The following is a 16,020-nucleotide window of genomic DNA, read 5'->3' as shown; positions in this document are numbered from 1 at the left end:
ACTGCGGGCCCGGCTCGTCCGCGTTCCCCGCGCGACCGCGGGATCCGGCTCGTCCGCGCCGGTGCGGTTTCCCGCATCGGAAGTGCGGACGTCTCCGTCGACGTGGCTGTGCGCGCGCACAGATACTGACTGCACCGCGGCGCCCGACCGCGATCAGCCGGCTCCATCGTCCTGCGAGGAACGCGAAGATGTCCGAGCACCACGTCCCCACCGAGGACCGCGCACCACTGCGGCTCGCGTACTTCATCACGTCGTACGGCGACGGCACCCAGTTGCTCCGCCTCGTCGCGGCGCTGCGGACCGGCGACCCCGACGCCGAGATCGTCGTGCAGCACGACGAGACGTTCCACCCGGTGCCCCGCGAGGCCCTGCAGGACCTCGGCGTGCACGTGCTGCTCAGCCTGGAGCGCATCGGATGGGGTGACCTCACGCTCGAACGGGCGCGGTGGCGCGTGTTCTCGTGGATCCTCGACACGCTCGACGTCGACTGGGTGATGCTGCTGTCGGAGCAGGACCACCCGACGGCGCCGCTCCGTGAACTGCGCGACCGGCTGCAGGGCGCCACGGACCGCGGCACGAACGCCCTGCTCGAGTCGTGGCCGATCGACGAGGTCCCCGACCCCGAGCTCCGCGCCGAGGTCCACCAGCGCTACCGGTTCCGGTGGTACGCGATCCCGGACCTCCGGCTCGGCGGCCGGCTGCCCCGGCCGGTCGGCGCGCTGCTGGACCGTGCGTTCGCCGTCGCGTCGCACCGCCTCCGGGTGCACGGACTGCCCGTCCGGCTGTCCGCCGCGAAGCCCGAGGTGGACGTGCTGGCCAAGATCGGTGTCCGAACCCTCCGCACACCGTTCGGCCCCGGCGAGCGCTGCTGGTACACGAGCTGCTGGTTCGCCCTGGACCGCCGGGCGATGCGCTCCGTCGTCGACCGTGTGCGTGCCGACCCCGGGCTCGTGCGGTACTTCGAACGGACCGTGATCCCCGTCGAGGCGTTCACGTCGACCGTCCTCGGCAACGACCCGACCGTCCGGGTCGAGCACGCGGCGCTCCACACCATCCGCTGGTCCGACCACCGATCGGGGCGACCCGACGTCTTCACCGTGGAGGACGTGCCGATGCTCCTGGCCTCCCCGCACCCGTTCGCCCGCAAGTTCGGCGCCGACCCGAGCGTCTACGACACCATCGATGAGCGCGTCCTGCTCACCGGAGAGGAGGCATCATGACCACCCGCACCGTCCTGATCACCGGAGGCGCCGGCTTCATCGGCTCCCGGCTCGCCACCCGTCTCGCCGCCGCGGGCGACGACGTCGTCCTGCTCGACGTGCTGCACCCGCAGGTGCACACCGGCGGGTGGCCGCTGCTGCCCGGCGGCATCACCGCGATCCCGTTCGACGTCACCGTCCCGACGATGTGGGACGCGGTGCTCCGCACGGTGCGCCCCCACGTGGTCGTGCACCTCGCCGCCGAGACCGGCACCGGGCAGTCGCTGACCGAGGCGAGCCGCCACACCCGGGTGAACGTCGTCGGCACGAGCGAGCTCCTCGACGGCCTGCACCGGGCCGGACACACGCCGGACCGCTTCGTCCTGGCGTCGTCGCGGGCCGTCTACGGCGAGGGCGAGTGGGCCACCGACGACGGCGAACGGTTCGTGGCGGACGCGCGCGACGTGCACCAGCTGGACCGGGCGCAGTGGGACCCGAGCGCTCCCGGCGACCACGCCGGCCAGGCCGTGCGGCCCCTCGCGCACACCGCCGCGGTCACCCAGCCCCGGCCGTCGAACGTCTACGCGGCGACGAAGCTCGCCCAGGAGCACGTGCTGCACGCGTGGGCCTCGGCGCACGGCGTCCCCCTCAGCGTGCTGCGCCTGCAGAACGTGTACGGCCCCGGCCAGTCCCTGTCGAACCCGTACACCGGCATCGTCAGCCTGTTCGGGCGTCTGGCACGGGAGCGGCGACCGATCCCGGTGTACGAGGACGGCTCGATCACGCGGGACTTCGTCTTCGTCGACGACGTGGTCTCGGCGCTGGCAGCTGCCACCCGCTCGAGTGCGGACGGTACCCGGACGGTCGACATCGGCTCCGGCAGCCCGATGACGCTGCTCGAGCTCGCCGCGGTCGTCGCGGCGCAGGCGGGGGCTCCGGCACCCCGGGTGACCGGGCAGTACCGGCTCGGGGACGTGCGCGCGGCGTTCGCGGACGTGTCGGCGGCTCGGGACGCGCTCGGCTACGTGCCGCTGGTCGACCCGGAGGCCGGCATCGCTCGGCTGCTCGAGTGGATGGCGACGCAGGACGTGCCGGTGCTCGACGTCGCCTGAGCCCGGCGGGCGTCGCCGGGTGCCGCCCGGCGTCGGCTGGTGCCGCCTGGCGTCGCTACGGTCAGTCGCCGAGGATCTGGTCGCGCACCTTCCGCCGCAGCACCTTGCCGATCATCGAGCGCGGCAGGTCCTCGACCACGACGATCCGCCGCGGCACCTTGTACGCCGCCAGGTGCTCGCGCGACCAGCTCCGGAGCGCTTCGGCGTCGAACGTCCCCGGGTCCTTCGGCACGACCGCGGCGACGACCTGCTCGTTGCCGGCCTGCGTGATCCCGACGACCGCGACCTCGCGGACGCTGGGGTGCTTGAGCAGGGCGTCCTCGACCTCGGACGGGGAGACGTTGAAGCCGCCGGTGATGATGAGTTCCTTGAGCCGGTCGACGATCTTGACGTAGCCGTCCGCGTCGATGGACACGATGTCGCCGGTGCGGAACCAGCCGTCGGGCGTGAAGACCTCGTCGGTGGCCTCGGCCTTGCCCCAGTACCCGCGGAACACCTGAGGTCCGCGCACCTGCAGCTCGCCGGCCTCGTCGGTGCCGAGCACCTTCGTGGAGTCGTCCGGGTCCACCACACGCGCCTCGGTGGAGGACAGCGGCAGCCCGATCGCCCCGAGCCGGCGGGCCGGGGAGACCGGGTTCGCCATGAGCACAGGGGAGCACTCGGACAGGCCGTAGCCCTCGACGAGGTAGCCGCCGGTGCGGGCCTCCCACGGCTCGACGACGTCCTGCGACAGCGGCATCGCGCCGGAGATGCCGATCTCGATCCCCTCGAGCGAGACCTTCGCCGAGTCCGCGGCGTGCTGCAGCCGCGTGTAGATCGGCGGGACGGCCGGCAGGAACGTCGGCGGGTGCTTCTTCATCGCCTTGAGGACGAGCGCCGGGTCGAACGCGGGGAAGAGCACCAGCCGCGAGGCCATGCTCATCGCGAAGGTCAGGCACAGCGTGAGGCCGTACGCGTGGAACATCGGCAGGACGGCGTAGACGACGTTGTCGCCGCGACGGATCTGCGGCACCCAGAGCCGGGCCTGCGTGGCGTTGGCCAGCAGGTTGCGGTGGCTCAGCACGGCCCCCTTCGGCACGCCGGTGGTGCCGGACGTGTACTGGATGAGGGCGATTTCCTCGGTCGCCGGGCGCGGGTGCCGCTTCGACAGCTTCCGGTTCGACGCGACGTCGTCCCACCTGGTCGTGCCGCGGACCTTCGTGGTCAGCTTCGCGCGGGACTCGCGGGCCTTCGCGACCGGCAGTGCCAGGGCGACCCGGGTGGCGCGGGGCATCGCCCGGGTGAGGTCGACCGACACGATCGCGTCGAGCGCCACGTCGGCGGGGAAGTCCTGCAGCGTGGCGACGGACTTGTCCCAGGCGATCGCGACCTTGGCGCCGTGGTCCTCGAACTGGTGGCGGAGCTCCCGCGGCGTGTAGAGCGGGTTGTGCTCGACGACGATCGCCCCGAGCCGCAGCACCGCGTAGAACGCCACCACGTGCTGGGGGCAGTTCGGCAGGACGATGGCGACCCGGTCGCCGGCGGAGACGCCGAGCTTCCGGAGGCCGTTCGCCGCGCGGAGGATCTGCTCCTCGAGCTCGGCGTACGTCGTCGTGCGGCCGAAGAACTCGAGGGCGACCTGCTTCGGGAACCGCCGTGCGGACTCCTCCACGATGTCGGAGAGGGAACCCGTGGGCTCCTCGATGTCGTGCGGGACCCCCGGGGCGTACGAGGCAAGCCAGGGACGAGGCGTGTCGATGCTCACGCGGACCAACCTAGCGGGCCGCCCGGGCAGCGCCTGGGAAGCGCACCCCCGGCGCACTGTCAGGGGCGGGACGGACGATGGCGCCATGCCCTCCGTCTCCGACGCCTTCCGCTCCCGTCTCAACGACACGTTCACGGGCGGTGCCACGGAACGGCCGGCCTGGATCGACGAGCTCGAGCAGGGCACCGACGCCGGGTTCTTCGGCCCCGGTTCCGCGACCTGGTCGGTGCACGGCGGCAAGCAGACGATCCTCGCCGGGGTCCGCGCGCTGCTCGTCCAGGCGCTGCACCCGGGGGCGCTCGCGGGCGTCGCCGACCACTCCCGCTACCGCGAGGACCCGTTCGGACGCCTCGCCGGCACGATCCGCTGGATCTACACGGTGTCCCACGGCGACACCGCAGCCGCCACGAACGCCAGCAACTGGGTCCGGAAACTCCACGAACGGGTCCGCGGCGAGTACGTCGACGGGCACGGCGTCTCCCGACCGTACGCCGCGAACGACCCCGACCTGGCGCGCTGGGTGCACCTCGCCTTCACCGACGCGTTCCTCCGCAGCGCCCAGCTCTGGGGTGACCCGATCCCCGGCGGCCCGGACGTGTACGTCCGCGAGTGGGCGATCGCCGGCCGGCTGATGGGCGTCGAGGACGCACCGGAGACCGACGCGGACCTCCGCGCGCAGATGAACGGCTACCTCGACCGGGGCGAACTCGCGGTGACCGCCCGCACGAAGGACGTCGTCCGGTTCATCAAGGACCCACCCGTCGCGCGGCTGCTCCGGCCCGGGTACCGCGCACTGTTCGACGGCGCGGTCGCCTCCCTCGACCCGGCGCACCGGTCGATGCTCGGTCTGCGGACCCCCGGCCTCGGTCCGGTCGAGTTCCCGGTGCGGAAGACGGCGGGGGTCGTGCTCGACGGCATCGGCGCGGTGCTCGGCCACCAGCCCGGGACGGAGCGCGCAGCGCTCACGCGCATCGCGCGACTCCGACGTGCGGACGACGAGCGACGCGCGTCCGGCGAAGTGGACGCAACCGTCTGACGGCCTGGCGCGCTCCGCGCAGCGGTGACGCGCCAGCGTCACGCGGGGCGCGCCGACCGAGCCTGCGAGGGAGGTGGGCCAGCTGGCACCGCGCCTCCAGGCCGTCAGCCGGTCACGTCAGAAACCGGACGGCACCCGGGGTGTGTACGCGGACTCGAGTCGCGCGACCTCGTCGTCGGTGAGCGTGAGCGACGCCGCGGCCACCGCGTCGTCGATGTGGTGCTCCTTCGTCGCGCCGACGATCGGTGCGGACACCGCGTCCTGCTGCATCACCCAGGCCAGGGCGACCTGGGCCATGCTCGCGTCGTGGGCCTCGGCGACCTGCTGCACCGCGTCGACGATCGCACGGTTCGCGTCCTCGTCCTGGCGGTAGAGGGTCTTGCCGAACTCGTCGGTGTCCGCGCGCGAACCGGACCCGCTCGCATCCCACGGGCGGGTCAGCTTGCCGCGGGCGAGGGGGCTCCACGGGATCACGCCGACGCCGGTGTGGGCGCAGAACGGGTGCATCTCGCGCTCTTCCTCGCGTTCGAGGAGGTTGTACTGGTCCTGCATCGCGACGAACTTCGTCCAGCCGTGCAGCTCGGCGACGTGCTGCATCTCGGCGAACTGCCACGCCCACATGCTGCTCGCGCCGATGTAGCGGGCCTTGCCGGACTTCACGACGTCGTGCAGGGCCTCCATCGTCTCCTCGACCGGGGTGTTCAGGTCGAAGCGGTGGATCTGGTACAGGTCGACGTAGTCCGTGCCGAGGCGGGTCAGCGAAGCGTCGATCTCGTGCATGATCGCCGCGCGGGACAGCCCGGCGCCGTTCCGGCCCGGGCGCATCCGGTTGAAGACCTTCGTGAAGACCTGGACCTCCTCGCGCGGGGCGAGCTCCTTGAGGAGGGTGCCGGTGATCTCCTCGCTGCTGCCGGCGGAGTACACGTTGGCGGTGTCGAACGTGGTGATGCCGGCGTCGAAGGCCCGGCGGACGAAGGGGCGGGCCTCGTCGATGCCGACGCTCCACGCGTGGGCGCCGCGGTCGGGGTCGCCGTAGGACATCATGCCGAGGATGACGCGGCTGATCTCGAGGCCGGTGGTGCCGAGTCGCGTGGTGGGTGCGGTCGCCGGTGCGCCTGTGGCGGGTGCGTCTGGTGCTGCTGCGGCCGTGGCGTCCGTTGCTGCTGCGTCTGCTGCGGTCATGCCTTCACCCTGGCATCGCGGCCTGTGACGGCGAGCAGACGGACCTGGAGCGGGGCGTCCTCGTCGACGTCCACCGGAGCGGCGTAGAGCCCGGTGGCCGCGAGGTGCTCGATCTGTGGCTGGAAGTGCTCCCACACGGCCTCGACGAGCTCGTCCGGCAGCTGCTCGTCCGCTCCTGTCGCCCGTGCGAGGTCCCACGTGTGGATCGTGATGTCGCTGGTTTGCTCGGTGAGGTACTGCGCGGCGGGGACGACGTCCGTGGCGAGGTGCACGGGTGTGTCAGCGGGCGAATTCCTCCACGCCTCTGTCGCCGCAGTGGCGAACTTCGCCCACTCGGCCAGGAGGTCGTCGCCGACCTCCTCGAGGTCGGCCTCGGCCTGGGCGTAGTCGCAGCCGGTGAGGAGCTTCGGGATCCAGCGCTGCTCGGCCACGACGTGCCGGACGAGGTCGCGGGTCGTCCACTCGGAGTCGGGCGTCGAGGCGTCCCAGTCCGTCACTGCGGCGACGCGGCGGCCGAACTCGGCTGCCGCGAGGGCCTGCAACGCGATCCAGTCGGTGGCCATGGTGGTGCTCCTCTTCGTCGGGTCTTCGTGTGCGTGTGCGTCGGGTGCGGCGGGTGGGTGTGGCGGGTGTCGCGGGTGGGTGTGGCGTGTGGGGGTGTGGCTTGTGGCTCGTGCTCGCCTGCAACCCGCGCGGCCCCGGGCGGATTCCCGCGCGCGCCGCGGTGCCGCGTGCTTGCCCGGGGGTGGTGCGTGTCCGGGCGTGGTGCGTGCGGTGCAACGCTACGCCCGCCCCCACCCGCGAGCGGGCGAAACACCCGCGTGAGCGGAGCGTGCAACCCCGCAGCTGCGCCCGCTCGCCGGTGCCCTCCCGTCTCCTGACGGCCCGCCGCGCGCGAGCGGGAGAAATGCCGGGGCGGGACGCCGAGGTGACCCCGGTCTTTCGCCCGCTCGTCCTCGAGCCCGCTCGAGCCCGCTCGAGCCCGCTCGAGCACCCCGAGCGCGCCGCGCTTCGTCCCGTCCGGCGCCGCCAGCCTTCTGTGCCCCCGAGCCGGGCGAGCGGGCTGAAGCCACCCGTCACGATCGTTATCGACCCTGGCATTTCGCCCGCTCGGCCGAGGGCGGCCAGCCGGCGGGGCGGGCAGGTGCGAGACAGGGCGGGGACGACGAACGCCCCGGCTCCGTGGGGGAGGAGCCGGGGCGTTCGCCTGCTGTTTCGGGTCGTGCTGTTCGGTGCCCTCAGCAGGGCGACGAATCCGTCGGGACTCAGGCCGCCTGGAGGACGAACTGGACGTCGAGGTTGATCGTGACGTCGTTGCCGAGCGTGAAGCCGCCGGCCTCGAGCGCAGCGTTCCAGTTCACGCCGAACTCGGTGCGGTCGATCTTGGTCGTCGCCTCGGCGCCGAACTTGACCTGGCCGTAGCCGTCGGTCGTGAAGCCGCCGAGCTCGGCCTTGAGGACGACCGGCTTGGTGACACCGCGGAGGGTGAGGTCGCCGGCGATGTGCAGGTCGTCGCCCTTGGCCTCGATGCTCGTGGAGCGGAAGGTGAGCTGCGGGTGCTCCTCGGTGAGGAAGAAGTCGCTGGTCTTGAGGTGCTGGTCGCGCTGCTCCTGGCCGGTGTTGATCGACGCGACGTCGATGCTGGCCTCGACGGTCGACTCGAGCGGGTTCTCGGCCGTGACGACGGTCGCGTCGAAGGTCTCGAACTTGCCCTTGACCTTGCTGATCGCGAGGTGGCGGACCGAGAAGGTGACCTCGGAGTGGGTCGGGTCGATCTTCCAGGTGCCGGTCTGGTAGCCGGGAACGGTTGCGGAGGTGAGCGTCATGGTGTCCTTCTTCCGAACGAGAGTCTGAGTGCGACGCGGACGAACCGGAGCCCCGATCCATGCGCCCGCATCGAAGTTGATGCTACGCCAGTGTGCACCCTTTTGGTTGAAGCGTCAACCATTGTTCACTGAAGTGTCGCAAAGCGCGTGTCGTGACTCCCGCTGATCCCCGTCTCGAGGAGTCGACGAACGCGCCGGACGAAGCGCTCGACGTCCCGACCGACATCGTCAGCGGTCGCCCGGACGAGCCACCAACCGACGTCCTTCAGGTGCTCGCCTCGGGTCAGGTCCTTCTTGAACGTGGCGGGGTCGGTCCGGTGGAGGTCGCTCTCGTACTCGATCGCCACCCGCGCGGCCGGGTAGGCGAGGTCGACGCACGCGACCCACCGGCCGTCGACGACGACGTCGTGGTTCAACCGGGGCTCCGGGAGACCCCGGCGCAGGAGGGCCAATCGCGTCCGGGTCTCGCCGGGAGAGCGGGAACCGGTACGGATCTCCTCGAGGGCGAGCCGGAGCTTGACGATGCCCCGGATGCCTCGGCGTCGACGAACGGCTGCAAAGAGCTCATCGAGCATGGCCCAGCCGAGCGTCCCGACCAGTGCGTCGCCGGCGATGATCAGCTCGTCGAGCGTCAACAGCCTGCCGAGTGCGACGAAGGTGTCGGCAGGGTTGCTGATCGGGACACCACGCGACATGGTCATCCGCACCGTGCCGTACCTCGCACGGTGCCCCACGGCGCCGCGAACCCGCAGCGCCTGGTCGACGCCGATCGTCGTGACGTGCAGGCGTGCATCGCGCTCGACGCGACGGGGGAGCGGCACGCCGAGGATCGCCGCCGCCGTGACGTGGCTGAACACCTGGTCGGGGCGCAGTCGAGGAGCCAGCGCCCGTGCGCGTTCCTCGACGGTGTTCGGCATCGTCGCGGAACGGATGCCGTGGAACGGGCGGAACAGGTCCTTGGCGTCCAAGCGCCCCCGGGACACTCCCCGGTGCAGGGCGTTCCGTACCCGGAAGGAACAGTCCCGCAGGGCCAACGGGAGACGACTTCTGGCGGTCATCTCCACATGGTCGAGCCGAGCCGACGGGTGCGGGGTGAGTCGTGCCTCCAGTGTGGACGGTCGCGCTCGCAACGCGCCTGTGGAGGAGGACTGGCCCCCGTCGAGCGGGCGGATCACCAGGGTGCGGGCGCGGACGGAGTCGGGCGTTCCGCCCGCTCGCGCACGGGGCGGCGGCGCCGCGCGCGGTGCGTCCGCGAGTGGGCGAGATGCCAGGGTGAGCGGAGCTGCTGACGCTGGCATTTCGCCCGCTCGTGGGTCGGGCAGGTGGGCGCTGGCATTTCGCCCGCTCGCGGGGCCCGCGCGCCCGACCAGCCCCCGCCCGACCAACCCCCGCCCGACCAACCCCGCCGCCCGACCAACCCCGCCGGCCGACCGCTCCCCGCCGCCCGGCCCGCCGCCCCCCCCGCGCACCCCACGTTCTCCACAGGTACTCGCACGGCCCCTCACGGCGGCCGGAAGCCCGATAGCGTCAGGACCATGGAATTCAGGTACCTGGGCAACTCCGGACTCAAGATCTCCGAGATCACCTACGGCAACTGGCTGACGCACGGCTCGCAGGTCGAGAACGACGTCGCCACCCAGTGCGTGCGGGCAGCGCTCGACGCCGGCATCACCACGTTCGACACCGCGGACACGTACGCCAACACGGCGGCGGAGAAGGTCCTCGGCGAGGCGCTCAAGGGGGAGCGACGCGCCGGGCTCGAGGTCTTCACGAAGGTGTACTGGCCGACCGGCCCCAAGCAGCACAACGACGTCGGCCTCTCCCGCAAGCACATCACGGAGTCGATCAACGGGTCGCTGACCCGCCTGCAGACCGACTACGTCGACCTCTACCAGGCGCACCGCTACGACCACGAGACCCCGCTCGAGGAGACTATGCAGGCCTTCGCCGACGTGGTCCGCCAGGGCAAGGCGCTCTACATCGGCGTCAGCGAGTGGAACGCCGAGCAGATCCGTGCGGGTGCCGCGCTCGCGAAGGAGCTCGGCTTCCAGCTCATCTCGAACCAGCCGCAGTACTCGATGCTGTGGCGCGTCATCGAGGGCGAGGTCGTGCCGGCCTCGAAGCAGCTCGGACTGAGCCAGATCGTCTGGTCGCCGATCGCGCAGGGCGTCCTCACCGGCAAGTACAAGCCCGGTCAGCCCCTGCCCGAGGGCTCGCGTGCCACGGACGAGAAGGGCGGTGCGGACATGATCAAGCGGTTCATGCGCGACGAGGTCCTCGAAGCCGTCCAGCGTCTGCAGCCCGTCGCCGACCAGGCCGGTCTCACGCTCGCGCAGCTCGCGATCGCGTGGACCCTGCAGAACGAGAACGTCGCGAGTGCGATCGTCGGCGCCTCGCGTCCGGAGCAGGTCACCGACAACGTCAAGGCCGCGGGGGTCACCCTCGACGCCGACGCCATGCAGGCGATCGACCAGGCGCTCGGCGACATCCCGGAGCGCGACGCGTCGAAGACCGTCAGCCCGGCGTCGCGCCCCGCGTAGACGCAACCCACCCCTGACAGGAGGCGCGGTGCCGGCTGGCACCGCGCCTCCCGTCCGTTCCGGGCCCGGCCCACTACACGACGTGGGCCGATCCTGTCGTGTGCAGTCCGCAAAGCGACGCCATCGGGCCGCAAGATGAACAGCGCGTGTCGCGCATCTGGCAGCCCCCTGGGTATGTGCGTACCCCTCCCAAACCACCCCGCGAGGCCCCCCGAATCGGGGGCATGACCTCGACCGATACCCCCGTTGTGGTGTCAACCACCGGCTCGGTGCCATCCGTGCGCCCCGGTGCGTTCCCACGGCTGCTGGCCCTCGCGCGCCAGCTCGCGACCTTCGGCACGATCGGTGCCGTCTGCTTCGTCATCGACCTCGCCGTCTACAACCTCCTCCGCGCGACCGTGATGCCCGACGGGCCCATCGCCGCGAAGATCGTCTCCGCCGTCGTCTCGACCACCGTCGCGTGGATCGGCAACCGGTTCATCACGTTCCGCGCCGAACGGCAGACCGGCCGTCGGGAGACCGTCCGCGAAGGGGTGCTCTTCGCGCTCACCAACCTGATCGGGCTGGGCATCGCCGCCGCGTGCCTCTTCGTCTCGCACTACGTCCTCGGGTTCACCTCCACCCTCGCCGACAACGTCGCCGGCAACGGCGTGGGTCTCGTGCTCGGCACCGCGTTCCGGTTCGCCGCGTACAAGGCCCTCGTCTTCCGTTCCACCGACGCTCGTCGCACGAAGGAGCTCGCCGAATGACCATCTTGACCACGCTGACGGTCGCCGCAGGCCCCCTGCTGCAGCCGGGGAACCAGTCCGGCACGTCGGGGAACGTGCCGAACCGGGGTACCACCGACGTTCCGACGGGAGGCACGGGGCAGGGCCCGCAGACCGCCTGGTCGCTGGGTGAGTGGGTCGGCTACTCGACCCTCATCGCGATCTCCGTGCTCCTCACGTTGGTCGCGCTGTCCACCCTCTGGTGGATGCTGCACGCCTGGCGGTCGCGCGATGCGCTCAAGGCGACGAGCTTCAGCGACACCCCGCGTCCCGCGGCGCACCGGTTCACGCTCCTGGTGCCCGGCCGGCACGAGGAGGACGTGATGGGGCAGACGCTCGACATGCTCGCGACGCAGGACCACCCCGACTTCGAGATCATCGCGATCGTCGGCGAGGACGATCCCGGCACGGACCGCGTCGTGCGCGAAGCCGCCGCCCGGCACCCCGGCCTGATCCGGGTCGTGGTCGACGACACCCTGCCGAAGAACAAGCCGAAGGCGATGAACCTCGCGCTGCAGTACGCGACCGGCGACGTCGTCGGGGTGTTCGACGCCGAGGACGAGGTCTACCCCCGGCTGCTGTCGCTGGTGGACTCGCGTTTCCAGGAGACCGGCGCCGACGTCGTCCAGGGCGGCGTGCAGCTGATGAACTTCAAGTCGAGCTGGTGGTCGCTGCGGAACGTCCTCGAGTACTACTTCTGGTTCCGCTCCCGCCTGCACTTCCACGCCGAGTCGAAGTTCATCCCGCTCGGCGGCAACACCGTCTTCGTGACGAAGGAGCGCCTCGACTGGTCGAACGGTTGGGACGCGCACTGCCTCGCCGAGGACTGCGAGCTCGGGGTCCGGCTGTCCGCCGACGGTGCCAAGGTCGTCGTCGCGTACAGCCCCGAGGCCGTCACCCGCGAGGAGACCCCGCCCACGTTCGCGTCCCTGCTCAAGCAGCGCACGCGGTGGAACCAGGGCTTCCTGCAGGTGCTCGAGAAGGGCGAGTGGAAGCAGCTCCCGTCACTGAAGCAGCGCTTCTTCGCCCGGTACCTGCTGACCATGCCGTTCATCCAGGCGGCCACCGGACTGCTCATCCCGCTCAGCGTGGTGATGATCCTGTTCGTCAAGGTGCCGACCGCCATCGCCCTCGTCTCGTTCATCCCGCTCGCGCCGACGCTCATGCTGCTCGCGGTGGAGATCGCCGGGCTCGGGGAGTTCGGACGCCTCTACCAGGAGAAGGTCCGCATCCGTGACTACGTGAAGCTCGTCCTCGGGCTGGTGCCGTACCAGGTGTTCCTCGCCGCGGCGGCCGTCCGGGCCGTGGTCCGGCACGCACGGAAGCAGAACGGCTGGGAGAAGACGGAGCACACGGGGCAGCACCGCACCGCGGGGCAGCAGTCCGAGGTCGTCGGCGCGGTGCTGGTCGGGGGCACCCGATGACCGCCGGCATCACGAACACCACCGGCATCCCGATCCGGGGCATCCGTCCCGCCACTGGTGTCCGCGCGTGGTTCCGGGTGCACGCCAGGAGCCTGGCGTGGGTCCTGCCCGTCGTCGCGATCGCGGCGCTCGCCCAGGCCTGGAACACGGGCGGCACCCCGCAGCGCATCGACGACGAGGGCACGTACACCGCGCAGGCGTGGGCCATCACGCACCTCGGCGAACTCACCCACTACACGTACTGGTACGACCACCCGCCGCTCGGCTGGATCCAGATCGCCGGCTACACCTCGCTGACCGGGGCGTTCGCGCGCTACCCGTTCGCCGTCGAGGCCGCCCGTGAGGCCATGGTGTTCTTCGCCGCGGTCTCCGCCGTCCTGGTGTTCGTGCTCGGTCGCCGGCTCGGGATGTCCCGTCCCGCGAGCGCCGTCGCCGTGCTGGTGTTCGGGCTGTCGCCGCTCGCGCTGCAGTACCACCGCACGGTGTACATCGACAACGTCGCAACGCCGTGGCTCCTCGCCGCGTTCGTCCTGGTCCTCAACCGTCGGCAGCAGCTCGCCGGGTTCGTCGGCGCCGCAGCCTGCCTGGGGATCGCCGTGCTCAGCAAGGAGACCTACCTGCTCGCACTGCCGTTCATCGTCTGGATGGCCGTCCGCCGCGCCGACCCGAGCACCCGCCGGTACACGCTGAGCGTCGCCGGGGCCGTCCTCGCCGTGATCGGTGGCGGGTACCTCCTGCTCGCCGCGGTCAAGGGCGAGCTGCTGCCGAGCCCCGGGAAGGTCAGCCTCCTCGAGGGCGTCACGTACCAGCTCGGCAGCCGGCAGGCGAGCGGTTCGCTCTTCACCGGGGGCAGCCTGGCGAACGAGGCCGCCGCCCAGTGGTGGGCGCTCGACCCCGTCTTCATCGTGCTCGGCTCCGCCGCGGCCGTCGTGGGGCTGTTCCTGCGCCGGGTCCGGCCGCTCGCCGCGATGCTCGTCTTCCTGCTCGTGTTCATGTTCCGTCCGAACGGGTACCTGCCCGTGCCGTACGTGATCATGCTCGTGCCGCTCGGCGCCCTCCTGGTGGCGTTCGTCGCCGAGCGGGCCGTGCTCGCCGTGACCGGCAGGACCGCGTTCCGTGCCCGGAACCGCGTGCGCGGGGCCTCGCGCCGAGTGCTCGGCGGGGCGTGGGCACTCGTCACCGCCGCCGCGCTGGTGGTCGCCGTGCCGCTCTGGGGCTCGCAGCTCCGGGGGTTCCTGGTGACCGACCTCGACCGGCCGATGGCGCAGGCCGAGAACTGGATCGGCGACAACGTCGACAAGCGCTCCCGGATGCTCGTCGACGACGCCATGTGGGTCGACCTCGTGAACGACGGCTTCGCCCGCGACAACGTCGTCTGGTACTACAAGCTCGACACCGACGGAGCCGTCGAACGCCAGTCGCCGAACGGGTGGAAGGACTCCGACTACGTCGTGACGACCGACTCGATGCGCACCGGCGGGAACTCCTCGTCCGACGTCCGTCAGGCGATCGAGAACTCCACGACCGTCGCCTCCTTCGGCACTGGCGACCAGCAGGTCGACGTCCGGCAGATCAACTCCGAGGGGCAGGCCGCCGCGCAGCGGGCGATCGACCGGGCCGCGGACGAGCGGAAGACGCTCGGCACGCAGCTCGCCGACAACCCCGCGCTCGAGGCCGACGCGGGGACCCGGTCGCAGTTCCGTGCCGGCCAGGTGGACTCCCGGGCGATGATCGCGCTCGGCCAGGTCCTCGCCGACCGCTCGGTCCGCGTCGACCGGTTCACCCCGCTCACCGGCGAGGACGGTCAGACGTTCCGGCGCGTCGTCCTGCACGCGTCGAGCGCCGAGGCCGCGACGCGCACCGAGGCCACCCTCGACGCCGTGTCCAGCGCGTTCCGCCCCGCGTCGGTCGAGCGCGACGGCACCACCCTGACGGTCGTGTTCCCGACGACCGACCCGACGACCACCGCGGTGCGCTCGTGACCGCGCCGTCCCCGAGCGGGCGGAACACCGCGCCGTCCGCGAGCGGGCGGAACGCCGCGCCGTCCGCGAACGGGCAGAACGCCGCGCCGTCCGCGAGCGGGCGGAACGCCGCGCCGTCCGCGAGCGGGCGGAACGCCGCGGTGGCCCCCAGCAGCACCGCGCCACATCGCCCGCTCGCGGAGGGAACCCGGCCCAGCGCCGGGACCCGGAACGACCGGAACGACCGGGACGACCGGAACGACCAGCACGATCCGACCCGAAGGAGCAGCACCATGACCGCATCAGCACGCACCTCCCGCAGCCGCACCTCCAGCCGCACCTCCCGCCGCCGCACCGCCGCCGTCGGCGCACTCGCCGCAGCCCTCGTCGCCGCGACCGTCGGCCTCGCAGCACCGCAGTCCGCGAGCGCCGCGACCGACGACGGCTGGCTCCGCGTCGGGCACCTCTCCCCGGACACGAAGAGCGTCGACGTCGAGCTGTCGAGCCTGTCCGGCGGCAAGAAGGTCTTCGAGCTCGACGACGTCACGTACGGCCAGGTGAGCAAGTACACCGAGCTCGCGGCCGGCACCTACGTGCTGTCGATGCGCGCCTCGGACGCCCCGGACTTGACCCCGGTGGTCTCCACCGACGTCACGGTGCGGGGCGGCGACGCGAGCACCGTCGTCGCGTACGGCAAGAACACGGCCCTCAAGACGGCGGCGTACACCGACGACCTCGAGCAGCCGGGAGACGGCAAGTCGAAGCTCCGACTCGTGCAGGCCGCGACCACCGCGAAGAAGGTCGACGTGTCGACGTCGGACGGCACGGCGATCGCCTCGGACGCGGCGTTCGGCACGGCGACGCAGTACGCCACGGTCGACGCCGGCAAGTGGGATCTCGACATCTCCGGCGGCGGCCAGACGGGCTCGGCGGACGTCGACCTCGCCGGCAACACCGTCTCGACGCTGTTCGTCCTCGACGACAGCAAGGGCGACCTGACGATCGTGCCCGTCACCGACGCGGCGGCGACGGCCGCGACGCCGACGGGCGGCGTCCAGACCGGAGGCGGCGGCACCGCCGCCGACCGCGCCGACACGGACGCGCTCCACGCGGCCATCCGGTCGATCCGCGCGCTCTTCTCCTGATCCGCGCGTCCGTCGTGATCCCGACTGGAGGCGCGGATCACCGCAGCCGGTCGGCGCACGTGGTCCGCGCCTCCAGTCAGACCC

General features: G+C 71.7%; 13 protein-coding genes. 8 read left to right on the top strand and 5 right to left on the bottom strand.

Annotated elements, in window-relative coordinates; genetic code table 11:
• The first annotated feature begins 188 nt into the window (after positions 1 to 188).
• Together EDF64_RS00710 and EDF64_RS00705 are read left to right on the top strand one after the other, a co-directional pair.
• Complete coding sequence (locus EDF64_RS00710; protein WP_133518195.1) at positions 189 to 1,220, top strand: hypothetical protein; 1,032 nt, start codon at positions 189 to 191, stop codon at positions 1,218 to 1,220.
• On the top strand, positions 1,217 to 2,311 hold the full coding sequence (locus tag EDF64_RS00705) for an NAD-dependent epimerase/dehydratase family protein (protein WP_133518194.1): 1,095 nt from the start codon (positions 1,217 to 1,219) through the stop codon (positions 2,309 to 2,311). The genes EDF64_RS00710 and EDF64_RS00705 overlap by 4 nt, the downstream gene beginning before the upstream one ends.
• Before the next feature lie 61 nt (positions 2,312 to 2,372).
• Here the strand turns inward: EDF64_RS00705 and EDF64_RS00700 are convergent, their stop codons facing one another.
• Entirely contained in the window at positions 2,373 to 4,055 is a 1,683-nt protein-coding gene (locus EDF64_RS00700) for a long-chain-fatty-acid--CoA ligase (protein ID WP_133518193.1), read from the bottom strand.
• An 85-nt stretch (positions 4,056 to 4,140) separates the two neighbouring features.
• Between EDF64_RS00700 and EDF64_RS00695 the strand changes: the two genes are divergently transcribed.
• A complete protein-coding gene (locus EDF64_RS00695; RefSeq protein ID WP_133518192.1) occupies positions 4,141 to 5,091 on the top strand; it encodes an oxygenase MpaB family protein in 951 nt (316 codons plus the stop codon).
• A 117-nt stretch (positions 5,092 to 5,208) separates the two neighbouring features.
• Here EDF64_RS00695 and EDF64_RS00690 read toward each other — a convergent pair whose 3' ends face one another.
• From EDF64_RS00690 to EDF64_RS00675, 4 genes are all read right to left on the bottom strand, one after another.
• A complete protein-coding gene (locus tag EDF64_RS00690) occupies positions 5,209 to 6,135 on the bottom strand; it encodes an aldo/keto reductase (protein WP_243736218.1) in 927 nt (308 codons plus the stop codon).
• 134 nt (positions 6,136 to 6,269) lie between these two features.
• On the bottom strand, positions 6,270 to 6,836 hold the full coding sequence (locus tag EDF64_RS00685; protein WP_133518190.1) for a TIGR03086 family metal-binding protein: 567 nt from the start codon (positions 6,834 to 6,836) through the stop codon (positions 6,270 to 6,272).
• Between the two features lie 702 nt (positions 6,837 to 7,538).
• Positions 7,539 to 8,099 carry a YceI family protein gene (locus tag EDF64_RS00680; protein WP_133518189.1) on the bottom strand — a complete coding sequence of 187 codons (561 nt, stop codon included), beginning with the start codon at positions 8,097 to 8,099 and terminating at the stop codon, positions 7,539 to 7,541.
• Positions 8,100 to 8,224: 125 nt separating this feature from the next.
• On the bottom strand, positions 8,225 to 9,067 hold the full coding sequence (locus EDF64_RS00675) for a hypothetical protein (RefSeq protein ID WP_133518188.1): 843 nt from the start codon (positions 9,065 to 9,067) through the stop codon (positions 8,225 to 8,227).
• Positions 9,068 to 9,634: 567 nt separating this feature from the next.
• Between EDF64_RS00675 and EDF64_RS00670 the strand changes: the two genes are divergently transcribed.
• From EDF64_RS00670 to EDF64_RS00650, 5 genes are all read left to right on the top strand, one after another.
• Positions 9,635 to 10,639, top strand: coding sequence for an aldo/keto reductase family protein (locus EDF64_RS00670; protein WP_133518187.1), 1,005 nt, complete (start codon positions 9,635 to 9,637; stop codon positions 10,637 to 10,639).
• A gap of 269 nt (positions 10,640 to 10,908) precedes the next feature.
• Positions 10,909 to 11,388 carry a GtrA family protein gene (locus EDF64_RS00665; RefSeq protein ID WP_243736187.1) on the top strand — a complete coding sequence of 160 codons (480 nt, stop codon included), beginning with the start codon at positions 10,909 to 10,911 and terminating at the stop codon, positions 11,386 to 11,388.
• Positions 11,385 to 12,830 (top strand): glycosyltransferase, encoded by a 1,446-nt coding sequence (locus tag EDF64_RS00660; RefSeq protein ID WP_133518185.1) that lies wholly within the window; start codon positions 11,385 to 11,387, stop codon positions 12,828 to 12,830. Before EDF64_RS00665 ends, EDF64_RS00660 begins: the two co-directional genes overlap by 4 nt.
• On the top strand, positions 12,827 to 14,812 hold the full coding sequence (locus EDF64_RS00655) for an ArnT family glycosyltransferase (RefSeq protein WP_133518184.1): 1,986 nt from the start codon (positions 12,827 to 12,829) through the stop codon (positions 14,810 to 14,812). The genes EDF64_RS00660 and EDF64_RS00655 overlap by 4 nt, the downstream gene beginning before the upstream one ends.
• A gap of 272 nt (positions 14,813 to 15,084) precedes the next feature.
• On the top strand, positions 15,085 to 15,936 hold the full coding sequence (locus tag EDF64_RS00650) for a DUF4397 domain-containing protein (RefSeq protein WP_133518183.1): 852 nt from the start codon (positions 15,085 to 15,087) through the stop codon (positions 15,934 to 15,936).
• The last annotated feature ends 84 nt before the right edge of the window (positions 15,937 to 16,020 follow it).

The organism is Curtobacterium flaccumfaciens (genome assembly GCF_004361695.1).
GTDB lineage: Bacteria > Actinomycetota > Actinomycetes > Actinomycetales > Microbacteriaceae > Curtobacterium > Curtobacterium flaccumfaciens_B.
The sequence above is the reverse complement of the archived record's forward strand: the minus strand, read 5'-3'. Positions and strand labels throughout refer to the sequence as shown.